The organism is Mycolicibacterium austroafricanum (assembly GCF_902705885.1).
Classification (GTDB): Bacteria; Actinomycetota; Actinomycetes; order Mycobacteriales; family Mycobacteriaceae; genus Mycobacterium; species Mycobacterium vanbaalenii_A.
The window spans coordinates 493871-514636 of sequence record NZ_CACSIP010000001.1 but is presented as its reverse complement, the minus strand read 5'-3'; the positions used below and the strand labels follow the sequence as shown (position 1 = coordinate 514636).

General features: G+C 68.5%; 19 protein-coding genes. 14 read left to right on the top strand and 5 right to left on the bottom strand.

The genetic code is table 11. The annotated features are described in order from the left end of the window. Window positions 1-32: 32 nt before the first annotated feature. The 7 genes from BEMPMBAN_RS02550 to egtE all read left to right on the top strand — a co-directional run bounded on the left by BEMPMBAN_RS02550 (window position 33) and on the right by egtE (window position 6625). Window positions 33-461, top strand: coding sequence for an organic hydroperoxide resistance protein (locus tag BEMPMBAN_RS02550; protein WP_200845835.1), 429 nt, complete (start codon window positions 33-35; stop codon window positions 459-461). A gap of 1 nt (window position 462) precedes the next feature. Beyond that, on the top strand, window positions 463-1107 hold the full coding sequence (locus BEMPMBAN_RS02545) for a sensor domain-containing protein (protein WP_159228774.1): 645 nt from the start codon (window positions 463-465) through the stop codon (window positions 1105-1107). 141 nt (window positions 1108-1248) lie between these two features. Continuing rightward, window positions 1249-2523, top strand: coding sequence for an ergothioneine biosynthesis glutamate--cysteine ligase EgtA (egtA, locus tag BEMPMBAN_RS02540; protein WP_159228773.1), 1275 nt, complete (start codon window positions 1249-1251; stop codon window positions 2521-2523). Next, window positions 2520-3848: an ergothioneine biosynthesis protein EgtB gene (egtB, locus tag BEMPMBAN_RS02535; RefSeq protein WP_159228772.1), complete on the top strand. Its 1329-nt coding sequence runs from the start codon at window positions 2520-2522 to the stop codon at window positions 3846-3848. Before egtA ends, egtB begins: the two co-directional genes overlap by 4 nt. Further along, window positions 3841-4560, top strand: coding sequence for an ergothioneine biosynthesis protein EgtC (gene egtC, locus BEMPMBAN_RS02530; protein WP_159228830.1), 720 nt, complete (start codon window positions 3841-3843; stop codon window positions 4558-4560). Before egtB ends, egtC begins: the two co-directional genes overlap by 8 nt. Beyond that, window positions 4560-5531 carry an L-histidine N(alpha)-methyltransferase gene (egtD, locus tag BEMPMBAN_RS02525; protein ID WP_159228771.1) on the top strand — a complete coding sequence of 324 codons (972 nt, stop codon included), beginning with the start codon at window positions 4560-4562 and terminating at the stop codon, window positions 5529-5531. The genes egtC and egtD overlap by 1 nt, the downstream gene beginning before the upstream one ends. Next, the gene (gene egtE / locus BEMPMBAN_RS02520; protein WP_159228770.1) at window positions 5531-6625 is read left to right on the top strand and encodes an ergothioneine biosynthesis PLP-dependent enzyme EgtE; all 1095 of its coding nucleotides are present in this window, start codon (window positions 5531-5533) and stop codon (window positions 6623-6625) included. The genes egtD and egtE overlap by 1 nt, the downstream gene beginning before the upstream one ends. On the opposite strand, the gene BEMPMBAN_RS02515 is transcribed toward egtE, so the two are convergent. Continuing rightward, complete coding sequence (locus BEMPMBAN_RS02515; RefSeq protein WP_200845834.1) at window positions 6615-7808, bottom strand: cytochrome P450; 1194 nt, start codon at window positions 7806-7808, stop codon at window positions 6615-6617. The genes egtE and BEMPMBAN_RS02515 overlap by 11 nt on opposite strands. 13 nt (window positions 7809-7821) lie before the next feature. Next, a complete protein-coding gene (locus BEMPMBAN_RS02510; protein ID WP_234897253.1) occupies window positions 7822-8391 on the bottom strand; it encodes a TetR/AcrR family transcriptional regulator in 570 nt (189 codons plus the stop codon). 336 nt (window positions 8392-8727) lie between these two features. On the opposite strand from BEMPMBAN_RS02510, the gene mdo reads away from it, so the two are divergent. The 6 genes from mdo (at window position 8728) to BEMPMBAN_RS02480 (ending at window position 16066) form a co-directional block, all read left to right on the top strand. Further along, window positions 8728-10020: an NDMA-dependent methanol dehydrogenase gene (mdo, locus tag BEMPMBAN_RS02505; RefSeq protein WP_159228769.1), complete on the top strand. Its 1293-nt coding sequence runs from the start codon at window positions 8728-8730 to the stop codon at window positions 10018-10020. A 4-nt stretch (window positions 10021-10024) separates the two neighbouring features. Continuing rightward, the gene (locus tag BEMPMBAN_RS02500) at window positions 10025-11146 is read left to right on the top strand and encodes an AAA family ATPase (protein ID WP_159228768.1); all 1122 of its coding nucleotides are present in this window, start codon (window positions 10025-10027) and stop codon (window positions 11144-11146) included. Window positions 11147-11155: 9 nt separating this feature from the next. Further along, a complete protein-coding gene (locus BEMPMBAN_RS02495; RefSeq protein ID WP_159228767.1) occupies window positions 11156-12676 on the top strand; it encodes a VWA domain-containing protein in 1521 nt (506 codons plus the stop codon). Between the two features lie 146 nt (window positions 12677-12822). Beyond that, window positions 12823-14049: an iron-containing alcohol dehydrogenase gene (locus tag BEMPMBAN_RS02490; RefSeq protein WP_425294914.1), complete on the top strand. Its 1227-nt coding sequence runs from the start codon at window positions 12823-12825 to the stop codon at window positions 14047-14049. A gap of 38 nt (window positions 14050-14087) precedes the next feature. Beyond that, window positions 14088-15431 (top strand): MadS family sensor histidine kinase, encoded by a 1344-nt coding sequence (locus tag BEMPMBAN_RS02485; RefSeq protein WP_200845833.1) that lies wholly within the window; start codon window positions 14088-14090, stop codon window positions 15429-15431. Then, on the top strand, window positions 15428-16066 hold the full coding sequence (locus BEMPMBAN_RS02480) for a MadR family response regulator transcription factor (RefSeq protein ID WP_159228765.1): 639 nt from the start codon (window positions 15428-15430) through the stop codon (window positions 16064-16066). The genes BEMPMBAN_RS02485 and BEMPMBAN_RS02480 overlap by 4 nt, the downstream gene beginning before the upstream one ends. Window positions 16067-16106: 40 nt before the next feature. Here the strand turns inward: BEMPMBAN_RS02480 and mftM are convergent, their stop codons facing one another. Next, window positions 16107-16994 (bottom strand): mycofactocin oligosaccharide methyltransferase MftM, encoded by an 888-nt coding sequence (gene mftM / locus BEMPMBAN_RS02475; protein ID WP_159228764.1) that lies wholly within the window; start codon window positions 16992-16994, stop codon window positions 16107-16109. Window positions 16995-17159: 165 nt separating this feature from the next. Between mftM and mftD the strand changes: the two genes are divergently transcribed. Beyond that, window positions 17160-18329, top strand: a complete 1170-nt coding sequence (mftD, locus tag BEMPMBAN_RS02470) for a pre-mycofactocin synthase MftD (RefSeq protein WP_159228763.1) — start codon at window positions 17160-17162, stop codon at window positions 18327-18329. 23 nt (window positions 18330-18352) lie between these two features. Here the strand turns inward: mftD and BEMPMBAN_RS02465 are convergent, their stop codons facing one another. Both BEMPMBAN_RS02465 and BEMPMBAN_RS02460 read right to left on the bottom strand, forming a co-directional pair. Further along, on the bottom strand, window positions 18353-19840 hold the full coding sequence (locus BEMPMBAN_RS02465; protein ID WP_159228826.1) for a glutamate-cysteine ligase family protein: 1488 nt from the start codon (window positions 19838-19840) through the stop codon (window positions 18353-18355). 71 nt (window positions 19841-19911) lie between these two features. Beyond that, the gene (locus BEMPMBAN_RS02460; RefSeq protein WP_425294913.1) at window positions 19912-20670 is read right to left on the bottom strand and encodes a class I SAM-dependent methyltransferase; all 759 of its coding nucleotides are present in this window, start codon (window positions 20668-20670) and stop codon (window positions 19912-19914) included. Window positions 20671-20766: the final 96 nt, after the last annotated feature.

Genomic DNA, 20766 nt, shown 5'->3' with positions numbered 1-20766 from the left:
GGCCGGTCAGGTCGGCTGGCATGATCGGATCCATGAGCATCGACGCCGTGTACACCGCAGAGTCCACTGCCACCGGAGGCGGCCGCGACGGCCACGTGAGGTCCACCGACGGCAAGATCGACCTCGACACCCGGCCGCCCAAGGAGATGGGGGGAAGCGGCGACGGCGTGAATCCCGAACTGTTGTTCTCGGCCGGCTATGCGGCGTGCTTCCTGGGCGCGCTGCGCTTGGTGGCCAAGAACGAGAAGGTCGCGCTCGACGACGCCAGTGGAATCACGGCCCAAATCGGGATTGCTAAAGATGACGACGGCGGTTTCGGCCTGACCGCCGAGCTGATCGGCTACCTGCCCGGCCTCGAACAGAACGTCGCCGACGATCTGATGCAGAAGGCCCACGGGAAGTGCCCGTACTCCAAGGCGACCCGCGGCAACATCGACGTCAAGCTCGCCGCGAAGGTCTGACATGAGGATCGCCGCATTCGGTCTCGCAGCGGGCATGGGCCTGGCGCTGGCACTGGCCGCTCCGGCAGCGGCGCGGCCGTCCGACCCCGGCGTGGTGAACTACGCCGTGCTCCCGAAGGGCTCGGTGAGCAACATCGTCGGCGCGCGGATGGGATTCGAGTGGACGTTCACCGACCCGTTCCAGTCGTTCTACGTTGACAACCCGGTGTGCAACAACTGGGCCGACATCGGTTTGCCGGAGGTGTACAACGACCCCGACCTGGCCGCGTTCAACGGTGCCGTGGCCCAGAAGTCGCCCACTGACACGTCCCACCTCGTCAAGCAGGCGGTCGGGGTGTTCGCCACATCGGAGGCCGCCGACCGCGCCTTCGCGCGCGTCGTCGACCGGACCGTGGGGTGCAGCGGCCAGACCACCGCGATGCACCTGGACAACTTCACCACGCAGGTGTGGACGTTCACCGGCGGACCGGCGAGTGCGACCGATGCCGACTGGGTGAAGCAGGAAGCGGGCACCGATCGGCGCTGTTTCGTGACGACCCGCAAACGCGAGAACGTGCTGCTACAGGCCAAGGTCTGCCAGTCAGGCAACGGCGGACCCGCGGTCAACGTCCTCGCCGGCGCCATGCAGAACACCCTCGGTCAGTGACACGCAGGGGCCCCGGCGCGTAACGCGGGCCGAATTCGGGCACCCGTCATCCACGCGTCACCCGCCGAACGCGAGATTTTGTCGGTGCCCTCTGGAAAATGGAGGGGCAGCGATCATCCAGACCCGGAGGGAGCGGCTGACATGGCCCGCACCATCGCTACCGACTGTGTCGCCGACTGTGGAGTCGACGAACTCACCAGCGCCACCGAGGCCGCCGAGCACCTGGTCGCGGGCTGTCTGACCGACGGCCCGGTCGGCCGGGTCGGGCTGGAGGTCGAGGCACACTGCTACGACGTGGCGGATCCGTTGCGGCGGCCGGGGTGGGAGGAGCTGACGTCGACGATCGCGGCGTTGCCGCCGCTGCCGGGAGGCAGCGTGGTGACGGTCGAACCGGGCGGCGCGGTCGAGCTCTCTGGTCCTCCGGCGGCCGATCCGGTGACCGCGATCGCGGCGATGGCCTCGGACCGGGCAGCGCTGCGCACGTCCTTCGCGCAGGCCGGCTTGGGGCTGGTGCTGCTCGGCGCGGACCCACTTCGCCCGGCCGCGCGGGTCAACCCCGGGTCGCGCTATCACGCGATGGAGCACTTCTTCCGCGCCAGCCAGACCGGTGCCGCCGGCGCCGCGATGATGACCTCGACGGCGTCGGTGCAGGTCAACCTCGAGTCCGGTCCCAAAGCGGCGTGGGCTGACCGGGTGCGGCTGGCGCATGCACTGGGGCCCACGATGATCGCGATGGCCGCGAACTCCCCGGTGCTCGGCGGCAGCTTCACCGGCTGGAGGTCCACCCGGCAACGCGTGTGGAGTCAGCTGGACTCGGCTCGATGCGGTCCGATCCTGGGCGAGAGCGGCGACGACCCGGCCTCCGATTGGGCCCGCTACGCGTTGCGCGCACCGGTGATGCTGGTGCACAACCCCGATCCGACGCCCGTCACCCAGTGGGTGCCGTTCGCGGACTGGGCCGACGGGCGGGTGCTGCTCGACGAGCGTAGGCCGACGCCCGCGGATCTGGACTACCACCTGACCACGCTGTTCCCGCCGGTGCGGCCACGCGGATTCCTGGAGGTGCGGTACCTCGACAGCGTGCCCGACCAGATCTGGCCGGCGGTGGTGTTCACCCTGGGCACCCTGCTCGACGACCCCGCCGCCTCGGACATCGCGGCCGAGGCGACCGAATCGGTGGCCACCGCATGGGACCGTGCCGCCCAGGTCGGGCTGCGCGACCGGCGCCTGCACAGCGCCGCCTACCGGTGTGTGCACGCCGCCGCCGAACGCGCCCCGGCCGAACTCGAGGAATCCATGCGCGCGCTGGTGCGTTCGGTCGAACAGGGACGCAGCCCGGGCGACGATTTCGCCGACCGGGCCGTCAATTACGGGATCGCCGGCGCGGTCACCCAACTGGCACGAGGAGAGCTTTGACCCAGCGCGACCAGCTTGCGGACGATCTGACCCGGGCGAGGAACCGCACGCTGCGGCTCGTCGATTTCGACGATGCCGAGGTGCGTCGCCAGTACGACCCGCTGATGAGCCCGCTGGTCTGGGATCTGGCCCATATCGGTCAGCAGGAGGAGTTGTGGCTGCTCCGTGGTGGCGATCCGGACCGGCCCGGTCTGCTGTCACCGGAGGTGGACCGGCTCTACGACGCGTTCGTGTACTCCCGGGCGAGCCGGGGCGACCTCCCCCTGCTGCCGCCCGCCGACGCCCGCAAGTACTGCGCGACGGTGCGCGGGCGGGCACTCGACGCGCTTGACGCGCTGCCCGACGGGCACCCCGACGCGTTCACGTTCGGCATGGTGGTCAGCCACGAGAACCAGCACGACGAGACGATGCTTCAGGCCCTGAACCTGAGATCGGGCGCGCCGCTGCTGGATCGGGGAAGCGCGTTGCCACCGGGGCGCGCCGGGCTGGCCGGGACATCGGTGTTGGTGCCCGCGGGGGAGTTCGTTCTCGGTGTGGACGCCGCGACGGAACCGTACTCACTGGACAACGAGCGTCCGGCCCACATCGTCGATGTTCCGGCGTTCCGGATCGGCCGGGTGCCGGTGACCAACGGCGAATGGCAAGCGTTCATCGATGACGGCGGCTATCACCAGCGGCGCTGGTGGTCGGAGGCGGGCTGGACCCACCGCAACCAGGCCGGCCTGACGGCGCCGCTGTTCTGGGACGGCCACGGCACCAGGGCCCGGTTCGGCCACCGCGAGGAGATTCCCGCCGACGAACCCGTGCAGCACGTCACCTACTTCGAGGCCGAGGCCTACGCCGCCTGGGCGGGTGCCCGGTTGCCCACCGAGGTGGAGTGGGAGAAAGCCTGTGCCTGGGATCCGCACACCCGATCCCGGCGGCGGTACCCCTGGGGTGCCGCCCCACCCACCACGGAGATGGCCAACCTCGGAGGTGACGCGCTGCGGCCGGCGCCGGTCGGCGCGTACCCGGCGGGTGCGTCGGCCTACGGGGCCGAGCAGATGCTGGGCGACGTGTGGGAGTGGACGACCTCGTCGTTGCGGCCGTGGCCCGGTTTCACCCCGATGGTCTACGACACGTACTCCGAACCGTTCTTCGAGGGTGTCGCGACCGGTGACTACCGGGTGCTGCGTGGCGGGTCGTGGGCCGTCTCGCCGAACATCCTGCGCCCCAGCTTCCGCAACTGGGACCACCCGATCCGCAGGCAGATCTTCTCCGGTCTCCGGCTTTGCTGGGACGATGGCGATGAGCCGCTTGCGCGAAGCGCAGACTGCCATGTGTAGGCATCTGGGTTGGCTCGGTGCCCCGGTGTCGGTGGCCTCACTGGTGCTCGACCCGCCGTCGGGACTGCTGGTGCAGTCCTACGCACCGCGCCGGCAGAAGCACGGGTTGATGAACGCTGACGGATGGGGCGCCGGGTTCTTTGATCTTCGGGGGCAGGACCCGGGCGGCGGCTCAGCCTCGGTGCCGCGTCGGTGGCGCAGTGCCACCCCGCTGTGGGGTGACGCGTCGTTCGCGTCGGTGGCGCCCGCGCTGGTCAGTCACTGTGTGGTGGCGGCCGTTCGCTCGGCGAGCGTGGGCATGCCGATCGAGCCGTCGGCCTCGGCGCCGTTCACCGACGGGAGGTGGCTGCTGTCGCACAACGGGATCGTCGACCGGGCGGTACTGCCCGCGTCCAGCCGGGCCGAGTCGACCAACGACAGTGCCCTGCTGGCGGCGCTGATCTTCGACCGCGGAATGGACCGGCTGGCCGAGACCGTCGTGGAGGTGGCGGCCGGCGATCCGAACGCCCGGCTGAACATCCTGGCCGCCGACGGTTCCCGGCTGATCGCCACCACCTGGGGCGACACCTTGTCGGTGCTGCGCCGGGACGACGGCGTGGTGCTGGCCAGCGAGCCCTACGACGACGATCCCGCCTGGCAGGAGATCCCCGACCGCCACCTGGTACAGGCCACCGCCACCCGTGTGCAGCTCACCCCGCTGAAAGGCTCCTGATGACGTCTCAACTGTCGATCTCCAACTACCTGGCCGCCGACGCCGCCGAGGAGGCGTTGCGTCGCGACGTCCGCCATGGTCTGGCGCAGAATCCGAAGTCGTTGCCTCCCAAGTGGTTCTACGACTCCACCGGCAGTGACCTGTTCGACCAGATCACCCGGTTGCCGGAGTACTATCCGACCCGCGCGGAGGCGCAGATCCTCGAGACGTACGCCGACGAGATCGCAGCAGCCTCGGGTGCTGACACGTTGGTGGAGTTGGGCAGCGGGACCTCGGAGAAGACCCGGATGCTGCTCGACGCACTGCGAGACCGAGGGTCGCTGCGCCGCTTCGTCCCGTTCGATGTGGACGTCAGTGTCCTGAAGACGGCCGGCTCGGCCATCGAGAAGGAGTATCCCGGTGTCGAGATCGAGGCGGTCTGTGGGGATTTCGAGGAGCATCTGGGGAAGATCCCCAGCACGGGCCGTCGGTTGGTGGCCTTCTTGGGATCCACGATCGGTAACCTGACACCCGGCCCGCGGGCGGAGTTCCTGTCCTCGGTGGCCGGTCTGCTCGAACCGGGTGACTCGCTGCTACTGGGCACCGATCTGGTGAAGGACACCGAGCGGTTGATCCGTGCCTACGACGACAGTGCCGGCGTGACAGCACAATTCAATCGTAATGTACTGGCGGTGGTGAACCGGGAACTCGGTGCGGACTTCGACATCGACGCGTTCGAACACGTCGCCCGGTGGAACGACGCCGAGGAACGCATCGAAATGTGGCTCAGGTCGACGCGGGAACAGCGGGTCCGGATCGCCGCACTGGAACTGAACGTGCACTTCGCCGAGGGTGAGGAGATGCTGACCGAGGTGTCCAGCAAGTTCCGGCGATCCGGGGTGGATGCCGAGTTGGCAGCTGCCGGGCTGCGCCGAACCCACTGGTGGACCGACGATTCCGGTGACTTCGGCCTGTCGCTCTCGACGCTGTGATGGCCCCGGGTCCGGGAACGCTCGCGCAGAGTTGGCGTGCGGCGCGGCCGCCCGTCGCCGGGGTGCACCTCGACAGTGCGGCCTGCTCCCGGCAGAGCGTCGCCGTCATCAACGCCTCGGCCGAGCATGCGCGCCACGAAGCGGAGGTGGGTGGCTACGTCGCTGCGGAGGCCGCAGCCCCGGTGCTGGAAGCGGGTCGCACCGCAGTGCGGGCCCTGACCGGGATGAGCGATGCCGACGTCGTCTTCACCACCGGATCCAACAACGCGCTCGATATCCTGCTCGGCGACTGGTCCGGCGAGCGGACCCTGGCCTGTCTGCCCGGCGAGTTCGGTCCCAACCTGATGATCATGGCCCGCCACGGCTTCGAGATCCGCGAGTTGCCGGTCGACGGGTTCGGCCGTCTCGATCTCGACGCGCTCGGGGCGTTTCTGGCGTCGAGCCCGCCGGCACTGGTGCATTTCACCGTGCTCGGCAGTCACAGCGGTGTCGTGCAGCCGGTTCACGACATGGTCTCCGCGTGCCGGGGCCATGGCATCCCGCTGATCGTCGACGCCGCACAGGGTTTCGGCCATCTGGACTGCGCCGACATCGGTGCCGACGCGGTGTACTCGTCGTCACGGAAATGGACTGCGGGTCCGCGCGGTGTCGGCATGCTGGCGACCCGGCCGGGACTGCTGTCAGAGCCCACGCGGCTTCGGATCGGTCACGCCGAGGCGAATGTCGGTCTGCACGTGGGACTTTCGGTGGCGTTGGGTGAGTACGTCGCAGCGGGCCCGCAGCTTGTACAGGCCCGGCTGCGTGAGGTCGGCGCCGCCACCCGCACGGCGCTGGCAGAGACCCGGGGGTGGGCGGTTCTCGAGCGGGTCGAGGAGCCCAGCGCCATCACCACCCTTCGGCCGCCCGAGGGGGTAGACCCGATGGCGGTGCGGGCCCGGTTGATCGCCGAGCACGCCGTCGTGACGACCTATCTGGGCCCGGAACGGGCCCCGCGGGAGATGACGCATCCGGCTCTTCGGGTCTCGCCGCACGTCGACGTCACCGACAGCGATCTCGAAACGCTCGTCGAGACACTGGCCGCAGCTACGCGCTGACCGTCGTCGTCGCCAACCGCACCGGCATCTGTTTCACCCCGGGCACCATCGTCGCCTTCATACGCACCACCGCGCCGTCGAGGTCGATGCGCTCGAAGCGCACCAGCAGCTCCTCGAACAGGACCCGGGCCTCCAGGCGGGCTAGTTGCGCCCCGAGGCAGGAGTGCTCGCCGCACCCGAATGCCAAGTGCGGATTCGGGTTGCGGGTGATGTCCAGTTGCTCCGAGGTCGGGCCGAACACCTCTTCATCACGATTCGCCGAGCCGTAGAGCATCGTGACGTACTGGCCTTCGCGGATCAGCTGTCCGCGGATCTCGACGTCCCGGGTGGCGCATCGAGACATGTTGGCGACGGGCGACGTGTAGCGCAGTAGCTCCTCGACGGCGGGCGCCATCAGCTCCGGCTGCGCACGCAGCAGCGCGAACTGCTCGGGGTTCTCGATCAGAGCCAGCGTGCCCAGCGCGATCAGGTTGCGCGTCGTCTCGTTTCCCGCGACCAGCAGCAGCAGGCAGAACTGCAGCAGGTCCTGATCGGTCAGCCGGACGCCGTCGACGTCGGCGGCGATCAGCACCGACAGCAGATCGTCGGTGTCCCCGAGGGCGCCTGTCCGGCGCAGTGAGATCAGTTCCTGGAAGTACTCGTAGAGCTGGCCCAGCGCCGCGTAGGTGTCGAGTTCCACGTCCGGGTCGTCCATGCCCACCGTCGCGTCCGACCAGGTCCGGAACTGCTCCCAGTCCTTGTCGGGCGCGCCGAGCAACTCGGCGATCATCCGGGTCGGCAACGGTGCGGCGATCTGCTCGGCGAACTCGGTGCTCGACCCGGGGGTGATGTGGTCGAGTGCCGTGCGGGCGAACGCCCGTAACTTCGGTTCCAGGATGGCGACCTGGCGGCGGGTGAACCCGGTGTTGATCAGCTTGCGCAGTTGCCGGTGCCGCGGCGGATCGGTGAAGATCAGGCTGCCGTCGAGCACCGGGTTGTCGATCGTCGGGTCCGGAATGGTGATGCCCTTCGCTGAGGAGAACAGCGCGGGGTTGGTCGACACGTAGCGGACATCCTCGTACTTCAGCAATGCCCAGAACCCGGCCTCGGCGTTCCAGGACACCGGCTCGGTGGCCCGCAGTTCCCGGTAGGCGGGGTAGGGGTCGCCTGCGTAGAACGTCGGCGAATGCAGGGGGTGGGCCATGACGATCTCCTGGTCAGTGGGAGGGGTGGCTGTGTCGCAGGCCGGTCAGGATCACCTGCAGGCCGTGCTGGAAGAGCTGCTGCGAATCGCCGGCACCGGCGCGGCTCAAGTGGTGCTCCAGCTGCACCGAGCCGAGCAGATGGATGTAGAGGACGGCGTGCGCTGCTTCCAGATCAGCAGGCGCCCAACCTGATTCGGCAAGGATCTGCTTGGCCGCCCGGTCCATGGCATGGGCGGTGCCGATCAGTGGACGTTGTTGGATCAGCGCGGCGATGCCCGGGACTGCGACCATGGCCCGCCAGGCGTTGTCGTAGAGCTCGCTGATGCGCTGCTCCCAGTCACCGTCGGCGGGAACCTCGATGCTCTGCAGCACCGAGTCGACCAGCAGGTCGAGGAGCGCGGCTTTGTCTTTGACGTGGTAGTAGAGCGAGGACGCCGAGGTCCCGGCCTCCTCGGCGAGGGTGCGCATCGTGACGTTGTCGACGCCGACCCGGCGGGCGAGCTCGAGCAGGTGCTTGATCAGGTGTTCGCGGTCGAGCGCACCGTAGGGCAGCACCGATGCCGTTCGCCGGGTCCGGGCCACCCATCCTCCTTCGAACAACGTTCAGATTCGAACGCTGTTCAGATGTAACCAGCCCGGCGTCCCCCGGTCAAGCCCTGTTTCTCCGCGAGCGCGCGTGTCAGCACAGCGGCGCGCCGCAAACGAGGTACCGGAGCGCGCGCTCGTCGCGACCGAGCGCGCGCCCCGCCCCCGCAACCTCTCCGAATGGACAGGGCGCCTCCTGCCCGGTCGTCCGCAATTGCGCTGCCCGAGGATTCGAACTTCGTGCATCGCTGTTCCCTGGCTCACATCGGACTGCCAACGTGGTGGCCTACGCACCCGCGCTGCTCGCGAAAAAGCTCAGAAAGGACGACCGCCATGAAGGTCGAGGATCTGCTCAAGCCCTTCCCCATCAAGGAATTCCATCCGTTCCCACGGGCCATGATGGGTCCCGGCGCCCACGAGATGGTCGGTCCGGAAGCGCTGAAGATGGGCTTCAAGCGCACCCTGCTGATGTCGTCGGGCCTGCGCGGCACCGACATCGTGCACAACATGGCCGAGTCGCTGAAATGGCACGGTCTCGAGGTGGTGGTCTACGACCAGGTCGAGTCCAACCCCAAGGACTACAACGTCATGGATTCGGCGAAGCTCTATCAGGAGAACGAGTGCGACAGCTTCATCTCGATCGGCGGCGGGTCCACCCACGACGCGTGTAAGGGGGCCCGCATCTCAGTCGCCCACGACGGCCGAAACGTCAACGACTTCGAGGGATTCAACAAGAGCGAGAACCCGAAGAACCCGCCCCACATCGCGATCTCGACCACCGCGGGAACCGGGTCGGAAACGTCGTGGGCCTACGTCATCACCGACACCACCACCGACCCCGACAACCCGCACAAGTACGTCGCATTCGACGACGCCTCGGTGGCCACGCTCGCCGTCGACGATCCGGTGTTGTACTTCGAGTGCCCGGTCGACTACACCGCGCAGTGCGGTTTCGACGTGCTCGCCCACGCTTCTGAGCCGTACGTGTCGCGGCTGAACTTCGAGCCGTCGCTGGGCAACGCGATCCGCGCCATCAAGCTGACCGCCGAGAATCTGCGCGAAGCCACCTGGAACGGGACGGATCTCAAGGGCCGCGAGGGCATGATGTACGCGCAGTACATCGCTGCGCAGGCGTTCAACTCGGGCGGGCTGGGCATCATCCACTCGATCTCGCACGCCGTCTCGGCGTTCTACGACACCCACCACGGACTCAACAACGCGATCGCGTTGCCACGGGTGTGGGCGTTCAACATGCCGGTGGCCTACAAGCGATTCGCCGACATCGCGCAGGCGATGGGCGTGGACACCTACGGCATGACCGACGTGCAGGCCGCCGACGCCGCACTGGCCGCCGCGATCCGGCTGCTGCGCGACGTCGACATCATCGAGAAGTTCGTCGACGTCAAGCAGGACAGCTATTCCAAGAACCGGCTCGGTCAGGGACCCACGAAGTTCTACGAGAACGCACCGGTGATCAAGGGGGACAAGGCCGACGTCGACCGGATCACCAACCACGTCCTCGGCGACGCCTGTACGCCGGGCAACGCGAAGGAGTGCACGTTCGACACCGTGCGGCCCGTCGTGGAGCACTGCATGAACGGTGATCTCGACGAGCTGCTGCCCTGAGCTGATGTTCACTTCCGTGGAGCACGTGGTCGAGGCGCTCGCCGGCGAGGGTTACATCGCCGACGAGCGGCTCGCCACAACGATTTTCCTGCAGACACGCCTCGACAAGCCGGTGCTGATCGAGGGCCCGGCGGGTGTGGGGAAGACGGAACTGGCCAAGGTGCTGGCGGCCGCAACCGGACGAAAGCTGTTGCGGCTGCAGTGTTACGAAGGTCAGGACGAGACGAAGGCCCTCTACGAATGGGACTACGGCAAACAGCTTCTCTACACCCAGATCCTGCGGGAGAAGATCGGCCAACTCGTCGAGGACGCAGTCGACATCGCAGACGCGGTCGAGCGGATCGGGGCCCAGGAGAGCGTGTTCTTCTCCGACCGCTTCCTGGCGCCCCGGCCGCTGCTGGAGGCGGTGCGCTCGCAGGAGCCGGTGGTGCTGCTCGTCGACGAGATCGACAGGGCGGACGAGGCGCTGGAGGCCGTGCTGCTCGAACTGCTCGGTGAGTATCAGGTCTCGGTGCCCGAGATCGGCACCTTCACGGCCACGCACGCCCCGTATGTGATCCTGACGTCGAACAACACCCGCGACCTGGCGGCGGCGCTGAAACGCCGCTGCCTGCATCTGTTTCTGGACTACCCCGCCGCCGAGCGCGAGTTGCAGATCGTGCGGTCCAAGAACACCGGGCTCACCGAGGCGCTGGCCGCGCAATTGGTCGACGTGGTGCGCGGTTTACGCGAACTGGAACTGCGCAAGGCGCCCAGTATCTCCGAGACCATCGACTGGGCACGAACCCTGGCCGTCCTCGGGGTCGAGGAGCTGTCAGCCAAGACCCTGTCGGAGACCGTTTCGGTGGTCATCAAGTACGACAAAGACATCCGCAAGGCCCTCGCGGCGCTACCGTGGCTGGTGGATCCCAACGCGCGTGTGCCGGAACACTCTCACGGACCCGGGCACACCCACGGCCATTCACACGACGGCCACCCGCACGACGCTCACGATCACGATCCGGACGGTCGTGCGGTGCGCGCGGCCAAGGACCGGCCCGGACGCTTCACCGACGGCTACTACGGCACTCCCAAAAAGGCGGCACAGACCCCGGCGTCGACACTCGGCCGGCGACGGGCGCTCTAGGACAGCGACGTGGAGGCCACCCTGCATCGCTTCGTCCGGCTGCTGCGCCTGGGCGGGGTCCGCGTCTCGGTCCCCGAGGCTCTCGACGCGATGCGCTGTGCCGGACAGCCCGGCGTGCTGGCCTCCCGGGCCCTGCTGCGCACCGCGCTGTGCGTCGCCCTGGTCAAGGACCAACGCGACGAGCCGATCTTCGACGAGATCTTCGACGCGTTCTTCTCGCTCATCCGCGTCGGCGGTGACGTCGACGGGCACGGGCATTCGCACGCCCACGACGAACTCGTCGACTCCGGGGAACTCGAATCGTTCACGCTGTCCGAGGAACCCAGCCAGACGCCGGAACAAGGCCACGAACACGGCAAGCCGTCGAGCATCCGGGACTACTTCAAGCAGGAGGACCTGGCGCAGCGCTACAACATGCACCAGGAGGCCAACAAGATCGACCTCGCCGCGCTCACCGACGAGATTGTGTTCTCCAAGGACACCCGCAGCGCCGCCGATGACGCCTACCGCGTCCAGCTGGCCACCGACCGCCTCAGCGGGGCAGCCGTTCCCGGCAATCTCGCGACGTCGCCCGGGACCTCGGTCGACGCTGAGCTGTCCATCGCCGAGCAGGACGTGCTGCTCGGCTGGCTGGCCGAGGAACTCGACGCCGGCGGCGACGAATCCGACGCTGCCGCACTGCGGCAGCGCCTGGCCGGGGTGCTGGAGAACCTGCCGGCGGCGCTGCGCCGGCATCTCGAGGCGCTGATGGCTTTGGAGAGCAGGATCGTCGAGTCCCGGGAGCGGCGCGAGGCTCGGGTGGACCGCATCGGCGAACAAGAGCGCGCCGAGCTCGAGGACTCGCTGCGCAGGCTGGCCCGCACACTGCACGGCGCGCTGACCCACCGCCGCCGTGTTGCGTCGGCGGGGCGGGTCGACTCCGGCCAGACGATGCGCCGCAACATGCGCTTCGACGGTGTGCCGTTCGTGCCGGTCACCGTCCGCCGCGCCGAAGACCGGCCGAGGCTGGTGGTGCTGGCCGATGTGAGCCTGTCCGTACGCGCCACGTCCCGGTTCACCCTCAATCTGGTGCACGGGTTGCAGGACCTGTTCACCCAGGTGCGGTCGTTCGTCTTCGTATCCGGCATCGCCGAGACCACCGAGTTGTTCCGCGACCACCCGAGCGAACGCGCGTTGGGCCTGATCTTCGGTGGCGATCTGATCGACGTGGCGGCCGACTCCGACTACGGCGCCGTGTTCGGTGACTTCCTGGCCGAACACAGTTCGGCGGTGACCCGGCGCACCACGCTGCTGGTGCTCGGCGACGGGCGCAACAACACCCGCGACGCGAACGTCGCAGCCTTCGAGGAGATCACCCGCCGCGCCAGGGAGACGGTCTGGCTGACCCCCGAGCCGCGGTATTCCTGGGGACTGGGCAGTTGCGACCTGCCCCGCTACGCGGAGTTCTGCGACCGGGTGCGGGTGGTCGCCGACCTCGCGGGGCTGGAACACGCGGCACACGAGTTCGCCGCGGAAGCCGTCGGCCGGTGAGTCGCCGGAACTGTGTTCCACGCGGCGAAGACCAAGAAAGAACCGCGTGGAACGCAGTTCCGGCGGGGGGTGGTCGTACGCTGGAGCGCAGGATGTTGTCCGGGTCACATTCGGTGCTCCCGGACGGTGGTGGGCGAGGCGACACTGTGGCGAAACTAGGCGGCCGGGGCACATCGGCAGGCGTGTTCGTTCCCGGTCGTGACCGCGGCCCTGCGGTGTCCTCGCCGCGGCTGCTGAAGTTCCACGCCCCCGAGATCGTCTTCGGCGTCGATTCAATGGTGGAGGCGGCGCACGCGGCGCTGCGCCTGGGAGCGCTGCGGCCGATGCTGGTCACCGACCCGGGCCTGATCGAGGCGGGGTGGGCCGACGAGATGGTCGGCCACCTCGCCGACCAGGGGGTGCGGGGCTGTCTGTGGAGTGAGCTCACCCCCAACCCGAAGGACTACGAGATCGCCGCCGGTTACCAGAAGTACGCCGAACACGGCTGCGACGTGCTGGTGGCGGTCGGCGGCGGATCGGTGATCGACGCCGCCAAGGGCGTGGCGATCCTCGCGGCCAACGGTGGAGACATCCGCGACTACGAAGGCGTGGACAAGGCCCAGGTGCCGATCCCGCCGCTGGTGGTCGTGCCGTCGACGTCGGGCACCGGTGCCGATGTGTCTCAGTTCTGCATCGTCACCGACACCGCCCGCAACACCAAGATCACGATCCTGGGCCGTGCGCTGGTGCCCGACATCACGGTCATCGACCCACGGCTGCTCACCACGATGCCCGAATGGCTCAACGCCGCGACCGGGCTGGACGCGCTGACCCACGGCATCGAGGCGTTCGTGTCGCTCGGCCACAACCAGTTGACCGACCACCACGCGCTGCGCGCCGTGCAGATGGTCACCGACAATCTGGCACACACGATCGAGCGGCCCGTCGAGATGGCGCCCCGGGTGCTGATGGCGCAGGCGGCGCTGGAAGCCGGCCTGGCGTTCACCAATGCGATCCTCGGCGCCGCCCACGCGATGAGCCATCAGGTGGGTGGGTTGCTCGATCTGCCGCACGGTGTCATCAACGGTGTGCTGCTGCCGCACGTCATCCGGTTCAATGCCGAGGCCGATCCGGAGCCGTACGCCGTCATCGCCGCCTGCCTCGGGGTTGCGGAGGCCGGCGCGCCTGCGGCCGAAGCCGCGGCGGCACTCGCCGAACGCATCGAGCAGCTCGCCTGCCAGGTCGGTGTGCCGCGGGGACTGGCCCAGCTCGGGGTCTGCGACGACGATCTGCCGCGACTGGCCAGGACCGCGCTGCAGGACGCGTGCATGAGTACCAATCCCCGGCCCGCCGACCAGGCGCAGATGCACGCGTTGTTCCGGGCGGCGATGTGACTCCCGACCTCTCCGGCGCGACCGATCGGCGGCGCGCAGTGAGCCCCCCCGATCTGGCGCGGCTGACCGGAGTCCGCTCGGGCAAGGGCAGCTTCTACCGTGAGTTACGGCTCACCGCACAGCGATTGGACCGTGTGGTCACCGCGCTCGACACCATCTCCCGGGCTTTGGTGCAGACGATCGAGGGTCCCGAGAACCTGGTGCGGGCGGTCGCCGAGGCGGCGCGCGCCAACCTCGACGCGGACTGGGTGCTGCTCGCGCTGGCCGACGGGGCGCTTCCCGAAGCCACGGTCCGTCACCTCATCCTCGATTCCGCCGGCGTGGCGTACGCATTCGAAGGGCTTTCCGGCGCAAGCGATCCCGGCTCGTCGCTTCCCGATGCGGTGCTCAACCGGCTCAACGACATCCTGCGTGGCCAGCTGGCCGAGTTCCGGCTCCCGGTCATCGAGGATCAACACGCCCACGTACCCATCGAGCTCGACGGCGGGGTCATCGGCGCGTTCGCGGCGTGGACGCCACCGCACCGCACCCTGGACGCCACCGACGCCGTGGTGCTGCGCATCCTCGCGAGTCAGACCGCGGTGGCGCTGCAGAACTCGGCGTTGTTCACCAAATCGGTCACGCTGCTCACCCAGTCCGAGGCCCGCAACGCCGAACTGCTGGCCACCCAGCGCCAACTCGGTGCGGCCCAACGCCACCAGGTCCTCAACTCCGAACGGCAGCGGATCGCCCGTGAGCTGCACGACAGCGTGGCGCAGACAGTGCTGTCGGCCGGCATGCAGATCGAGGTGTGCCGAAGCGAGTTCGACCGTCGGGACACCGCCGGTGATGTCGTCGACCGTCTGGACCTGGCGAAGGATCTCACGCGGTCTGCCACCGAGCAGCTACGGTCGGCGATCTACGCGCTCAACCAGCCCGCCGCCGCTCACCGCTCCAGTCTGGCGGAGATGCTCGGACAACTCGCGACCGTGCACATGCCCGAGGATCTGCGGGTGACGTTGCGGGTGAACGGAGCCCCCACCGAACTGCCCGGCGACGTCGAACACGCGCTGCTGCGCATCGCCGGAGAGGCGTTGTTCAACACCGCGATGCACGGCAACGCCACCCGTGCGATCGTGCGGCTCACCTACGCTGACGCCGACGTCAGCCTGGCGATCTCCGACGACGGGACCGGCGATCCGGTCAAGCTGCGGTTGATGTTGCGGCTCGCCGAAGCCACTGATGTCGACGGCCGCCACCGCGGTCTGGCCAACATGCACGCCCGCGCCCGCGAACACGGTGGCACGTTCGACGTGTACCGCTCCCGCCTCGGCGGGGTGCGGGTGGTGGCACGGATTCCATTGGCATCGAACGAAAGCCACGCGGAGGATCAGGACACATGACGCCCATCAGACTGGTCCTCGTCGACGACCACGCCATCCTGCGCCAAGGCCTGCGTTCGGTGCTCGAACGCGCCGACGATCTCATCGTGGTCGGCGAGGCGGCCTCCGAAGCCGAGGCCGAAGCCGTCGTGCGGACCACCGGACCCGATGTCGTGCTGGTCGACCTGAAGCTGTCGGCGGGATCCGAGTTCGAGGGACTGAGCCTGTGCGCCAAGCTCTCTGCTGCCTACCCGGACCTGGGTCTGCTGGTGTTGACGACATTCCTCGACGAGGACCTCGTGGTGCGCGCGGTGCATGCGGGTGCCAGAGGCTACGTCGTCAAGGACGTCGACACCACGGAGTTGGCGCGTGCCATCCGGGCGATCTCCACCGGCGACAGCGCCTTCGACTCACGTAGTGCCGCGGCGGTGGTCCGGTCGATGTCGGGGCGCGCGGAGACGCGTCAGCAGCTGACCGACCGAGAGGTCGAGGTCCTCCGACTGCTCGCGACAGGATTGTCCAACAACAAGATCGGCGAAAAGCTGTATATCTCGGCCACCACCGCCAAGTTCCACGTCAGCAACATCATGCGCAAACTCGAGGTCAGCAGGCGCGCCGAAGCGGTGTACGCCGCCAGCAAGCGCGGCCTCATCTAGTGACCGGTCCTCGGCGTGACACAACGTCGCGTCCGATGCGCTACCGGTCGAGAATCAGCCAGCCGCCGTGGAATTCGTACGTCTGCGCGGTGAGTCCGGGGTGCCGCCGGATCAGCGCAGCGGCCAACTGCCGCAAGGCAGTCAGGTCGAACCGCTGGACATGCCCGTAGCAGTCGCGCGCGACGTCCTCGAACGGCACGGCGACCACCACCCGGGACCGGGCCAGCCGGACAGCCTCGTCGAGTACCGCGTCCGCGGCGTCGGCGGGCAGGTGCTCGACGAGGTGCAGCGCCGTGACCGTGTCGGCGCTCCGATCCGGCAGCGGAACGTCGGCAGCATTGCAGCTCAACGTTGTCAGGGCACGGTTCATCCGGGCACTGACCGACTCGAGCAGTTGCATGGTCGGCCGGCTGAGATCGGTTGCCAGGACCTCGATCCCGTCTCTGGCCAGACGCAGCGGGAAGAACCCGAAGCACGATCCCAGATCGATCACCCGGCGTCCGCGCACCTGGCTGGTGGCCCATGCGTGGATCGGCCCGAACGCCATCGCCGGTGACCTGGCGTCGTCCTCGAGCCTGTCCAGCGAGTTGCGGTAGAAACGCAGCCAGGCGGCCAGACCGCCGTCGACGGTGGAACGGACGACGCCGGTGAAGACCCTTTCGAACTCGGGTTGCCCGCGCAGGACGCCGGTGTCGACCAACTGTTCGGCGATCATCACCGTGAGCTCATCGCAGAGTTCACCGGCAGTGAGATCGTGCTCGACGGTCAGCGAATCACTGGCGCGGCGCGCGCAGAAGCGTTTCGTGCACACGGTGCCGGGAGCGCGATGCCGACGATGGGGTCCGCGCCGCCGGCGCACCAGGACACCGGCGCCGCTCCAGACCCCGCGCGGGGCCGGCGCCAGCGGGTCGAGCAGTGCGGTTTGCATGCACAACAACGCTATTGGAGACGATGCCGGAGACACGCGCCCCGAATGGGTGCGATCTCGGACCCGTCCGGGTGGGTGGGTGCCTACCCGGTCGGCGAGTTCCCCCGGACGCTGCGGTGACCTAGCGTCGGCAGTAATCCGCCAGGGACACGAAGGGATGTCGACATGTCCGCAGGTTGGTTCGAGACCGTCGCGCAAGCGCAGCAGCGAGCCCGAAAGCGCCTTCCCCCCAGCGTTTACAGCGCGCTGGTCGCCGGGTCGGAGATGGGCGTCACCGTCGCCGACAATCTGACGGCGTTCGGGGAACTCGGTTTCGCCCCACACGTCGCCGGATTGTCGGGCAAACGGGATCAGGCGAGCACGGTGATGGGACAACAATTGTCGCTGCCGGTGATGATCTCGCCCACCGGGGTGCAGGCGGTCCACCCCGACGGGGAAGTGGCGGTGGCCCGTGCCGCGGCCGCACGCGGCACCGCGATCGGGTTGTCGTCGTTCGCCAGCAAGCCCATCGAGGAGGTCGCCGCGGCCAACCCCCAGACCATGTTCCAGATGTATTGGACCGGCGGCCGGGACAAGCTCGTCGCCCGCATGGAACGCGCCCGCTCGGCCGGCGCCGTCGGACTGATCATCACGACGGACTGGTCGTTCTCCAGCGGCCGCGACTGGGGCAGCCCAGCCATCCCGGAGAGAATGGACCTGCGCGCGATGCTGCGCTTTGCCCCCGAGGCCGTCCGTCGACCCGGGTGGTTGCTCGACTTCGCCAGGGCCGGCCGGGTCCCTGACCTGACCGCCCCGAACCTGGCCGACGGCGGTGCGGCGCCGACGTTTTTCGGTGCCTACGGCGAGTGGATGCAGACCCCATTACCCACCTGGGACGACATCGCCTGGCTGCGCGAGCAGTGGGGTGGGCCGTTCATGCTCAAAGGCGTCATGAGGGTCGACGACGCCCGACGCGCGGTGGATGCCGGCGTGACGGCGATCTCGGTGTCCAACCACGGCGGCAACAATCTCGACGGCACCCCCGCCCCGATTCGGGCCTTGCCCGCGATCGCCGCGGCGGTGGGCGGACAGGTCGAGGTCGTGCTCGACGGAGGTATCCGCCGCGGCAGCGACGTCGTCAAGGCCGTGGCCCTCGGCGCGCGCGCCGTGATGATCGGCCGCGCCTACCTGTGGGGTCTGGCCGCCGGCGGGCAGACCGGCGTGGAGAACGTGCTGGACATCCTGCGCGGCGGTATCGACTCCGCGCTGCTCGGGCTCGGGCTGTGCTCGATCAGGGACCTCAGCGCGGCCGATGTGGTGATTCCCGACGGCTTCGGCCGGGTCCTCGGGGTCTGAACCGCTGCCACGTCGCGAAGCTGTCAGCTCGGAAGGTCCCAGGTGTGCACCGGGTCGTTGGTATGCATCTGCTCGCAGTACAACCGCAGCATCTCCGCGAGCGCCGCGGGCCGGGTCAAACCGCGGTCCTGGAGCGCGTCGACCGCGGCGGACTGCCACGCCGCGCCGTTGCGGCCGGTCTTGGCCCGGCCCTCGATCACCCCGAGGTAGCGGTCGCGCACGTCGGCGGCGACCTCCCAGCGGCGCAGCCCCTCCTCTGCCATCGGCAGCAGCTGGCGCAACACCAACTCGTCGGGGGTCACCTCACCCAGACCGGGCCAGTACATCCGTGCGTCCATGCCGTGCTGTGCGGCGGCCAGGAAATTGGATTGCGCCGCAGCAAAACTCATCTTCGTCCACAGCGGCCGGTCCTCCTCCGAGAGCGCCCGCAGCATCCCGTAGTAGAAGGCGGAGTTGGCCATCATGTCCAGCACGGTCGGCCCGGCGGGCAGTACCCGGTTCTCGACACGCAGGTGCGGCCGTCCGTTCACGACGTCGTAGACCGGCCGGTTCCACCGGTAGATGGTGCCGTTGTGCAGCCGGAGTTCTGACAGGTGCGGCGTGCGCCCCTGGGCGAGTTCGGCGACCGGGTCCTCGTCGGAGAGCTCGGGCAGCAGCGACGGGAAGTAGCGCACGTTCTCCTCGAACAGGTCGAAGATCGAGGTGATCCATCGCTCGCCGAACCACACCCGGGGCCGCACCCCCTGGGTCTTGAGCTCGTCAGGGCGGGTGTCGGTGGCCTGGGCGAACAACTCGATGCGGGTCTCCGACCACAGATGGTGGCCGAAGAAGTACGGCGAGTTGGCCCCCAGCGCCAATTGCGGACCGGCCAGCACCTGGGCGGCGTTCCAGTTGTCGGCGAAGTCCGCGGGGGACACCTGAAGGTGCAACTGCATGCTGGTGCAGGCGGATTCGGGCGCGATCGAGGCGGTCTGCAGGGACAGACGCTCGGGCCCGGCGATGTCGATCATGATGTCCTCGCCGCGGGCGGTGAAGATGGAGTCGTTGAGCGCCTGGTAGCGGTTCGACTCGCTCATCCAGTGCCCGGAGAGGTGTTCGGGCATCAGCGTGGGCAGGATGCCGATCATCACGATGTGCGCGCCGTGATTGTTGGCCTTGGCTTCGGCCGCGTTGAGGCTGGCGCGGACCTCGTCCTCGAGCTCGAGCGCGGCACGTCCAGGAAGCCGCTGCGGCGGGACGTTGAATTCGATGTTGTAGGCGCCCAATTCGGTCTGGTAGGCCGGGTCGGCGATCGAGGCCAGCACCTCGGCGTTGCTCATCGCGGGCTGGTATTCGGAGTCCACCAGGTTGCACTCGATCTCCATGCCGGTCAGCGGCTTCTCGAAGTCGAAGCTGGACTGGGCGAGCATGGTCTCGAACACATCGAGGGACAGTTGCACCTTGCGGCGGTAGTCGCGGCGGTGCACACGACTGAAGTCGCTGTGCCTTAGTTCCTCACCCACACCGCCCATTGTCGGCGAGCGCGCGGGTTTGCGCGCCGACACGCCGCGATTGCCGTCATTTGGCGCGCGGTCGCGGAGTTTCAGGGTGCGCGGGACGCCACCACGACCTGGGGACTGAGCAGCCCGCCGCGTAGCTGCACGTCGATGGCGGGGTCGGCATGGCGGGCCAGGGCCCGCAGCGCCGACGAGCTGTAGGCGCGCAACGAACTGATCACGCCGTCGTGGACGAAAGGGGCGAACGGGGCCAGCGGCAGCATCGTCGCCAGCCGCAGCAGGTGCAGCGGCGCCGGCGGCCGAGGCAGGTCGATGATCAACAGTTTGGTCGCCACCCGGGTGCCCTCGGTGAACACCCGCGCTGCCGCCGCCGGGGCCAAATGGTGAAACGACAAGACGAATACCGCCAGGTCGAACTGTCCGTCGGAGGCATCCATCGCGGTCGCGTCCATCTCCCGGACCGTCGCCCGCGGATGCGTCCCGAGATCCCCGGCCGCGATGGCGGCCACCGACGCGGGTTCGACGTCGGTCACCGTCACCGTCGCGGTCGGGTGCCATTCAAGCAGCGTGCGGGACAGCCCGCCGTGCCCGGCGCCCAGCTCGAGGATCGCCGGATCGGCGACGTCGGCCACCTCCTCGAGCGCGATCGCGGCGAATCTCTCGTGGTTGCCGAACACCTGGCCGGTCCAGTCCAGCGCGCGCACCACGCTGCGCTTGACCCGGGGGTCGACGTCGTCGCGGTCGAGGTACTCCTGCCGGTCGGTCTGCAACAACCGATCCAGACACGACGCGTCCGGGCCTCCCCGTGGCATCCGGGCGATCTCGTCGACTGTCGCCATCCTCATGCGGTCCATCATGGACGAATCACCGTCCCGGCCGCAGCCACTGTTCCCGGCCCGGGAACCCGTACGGCGGTCATCCAGCGGAAACACGCGGCTCAC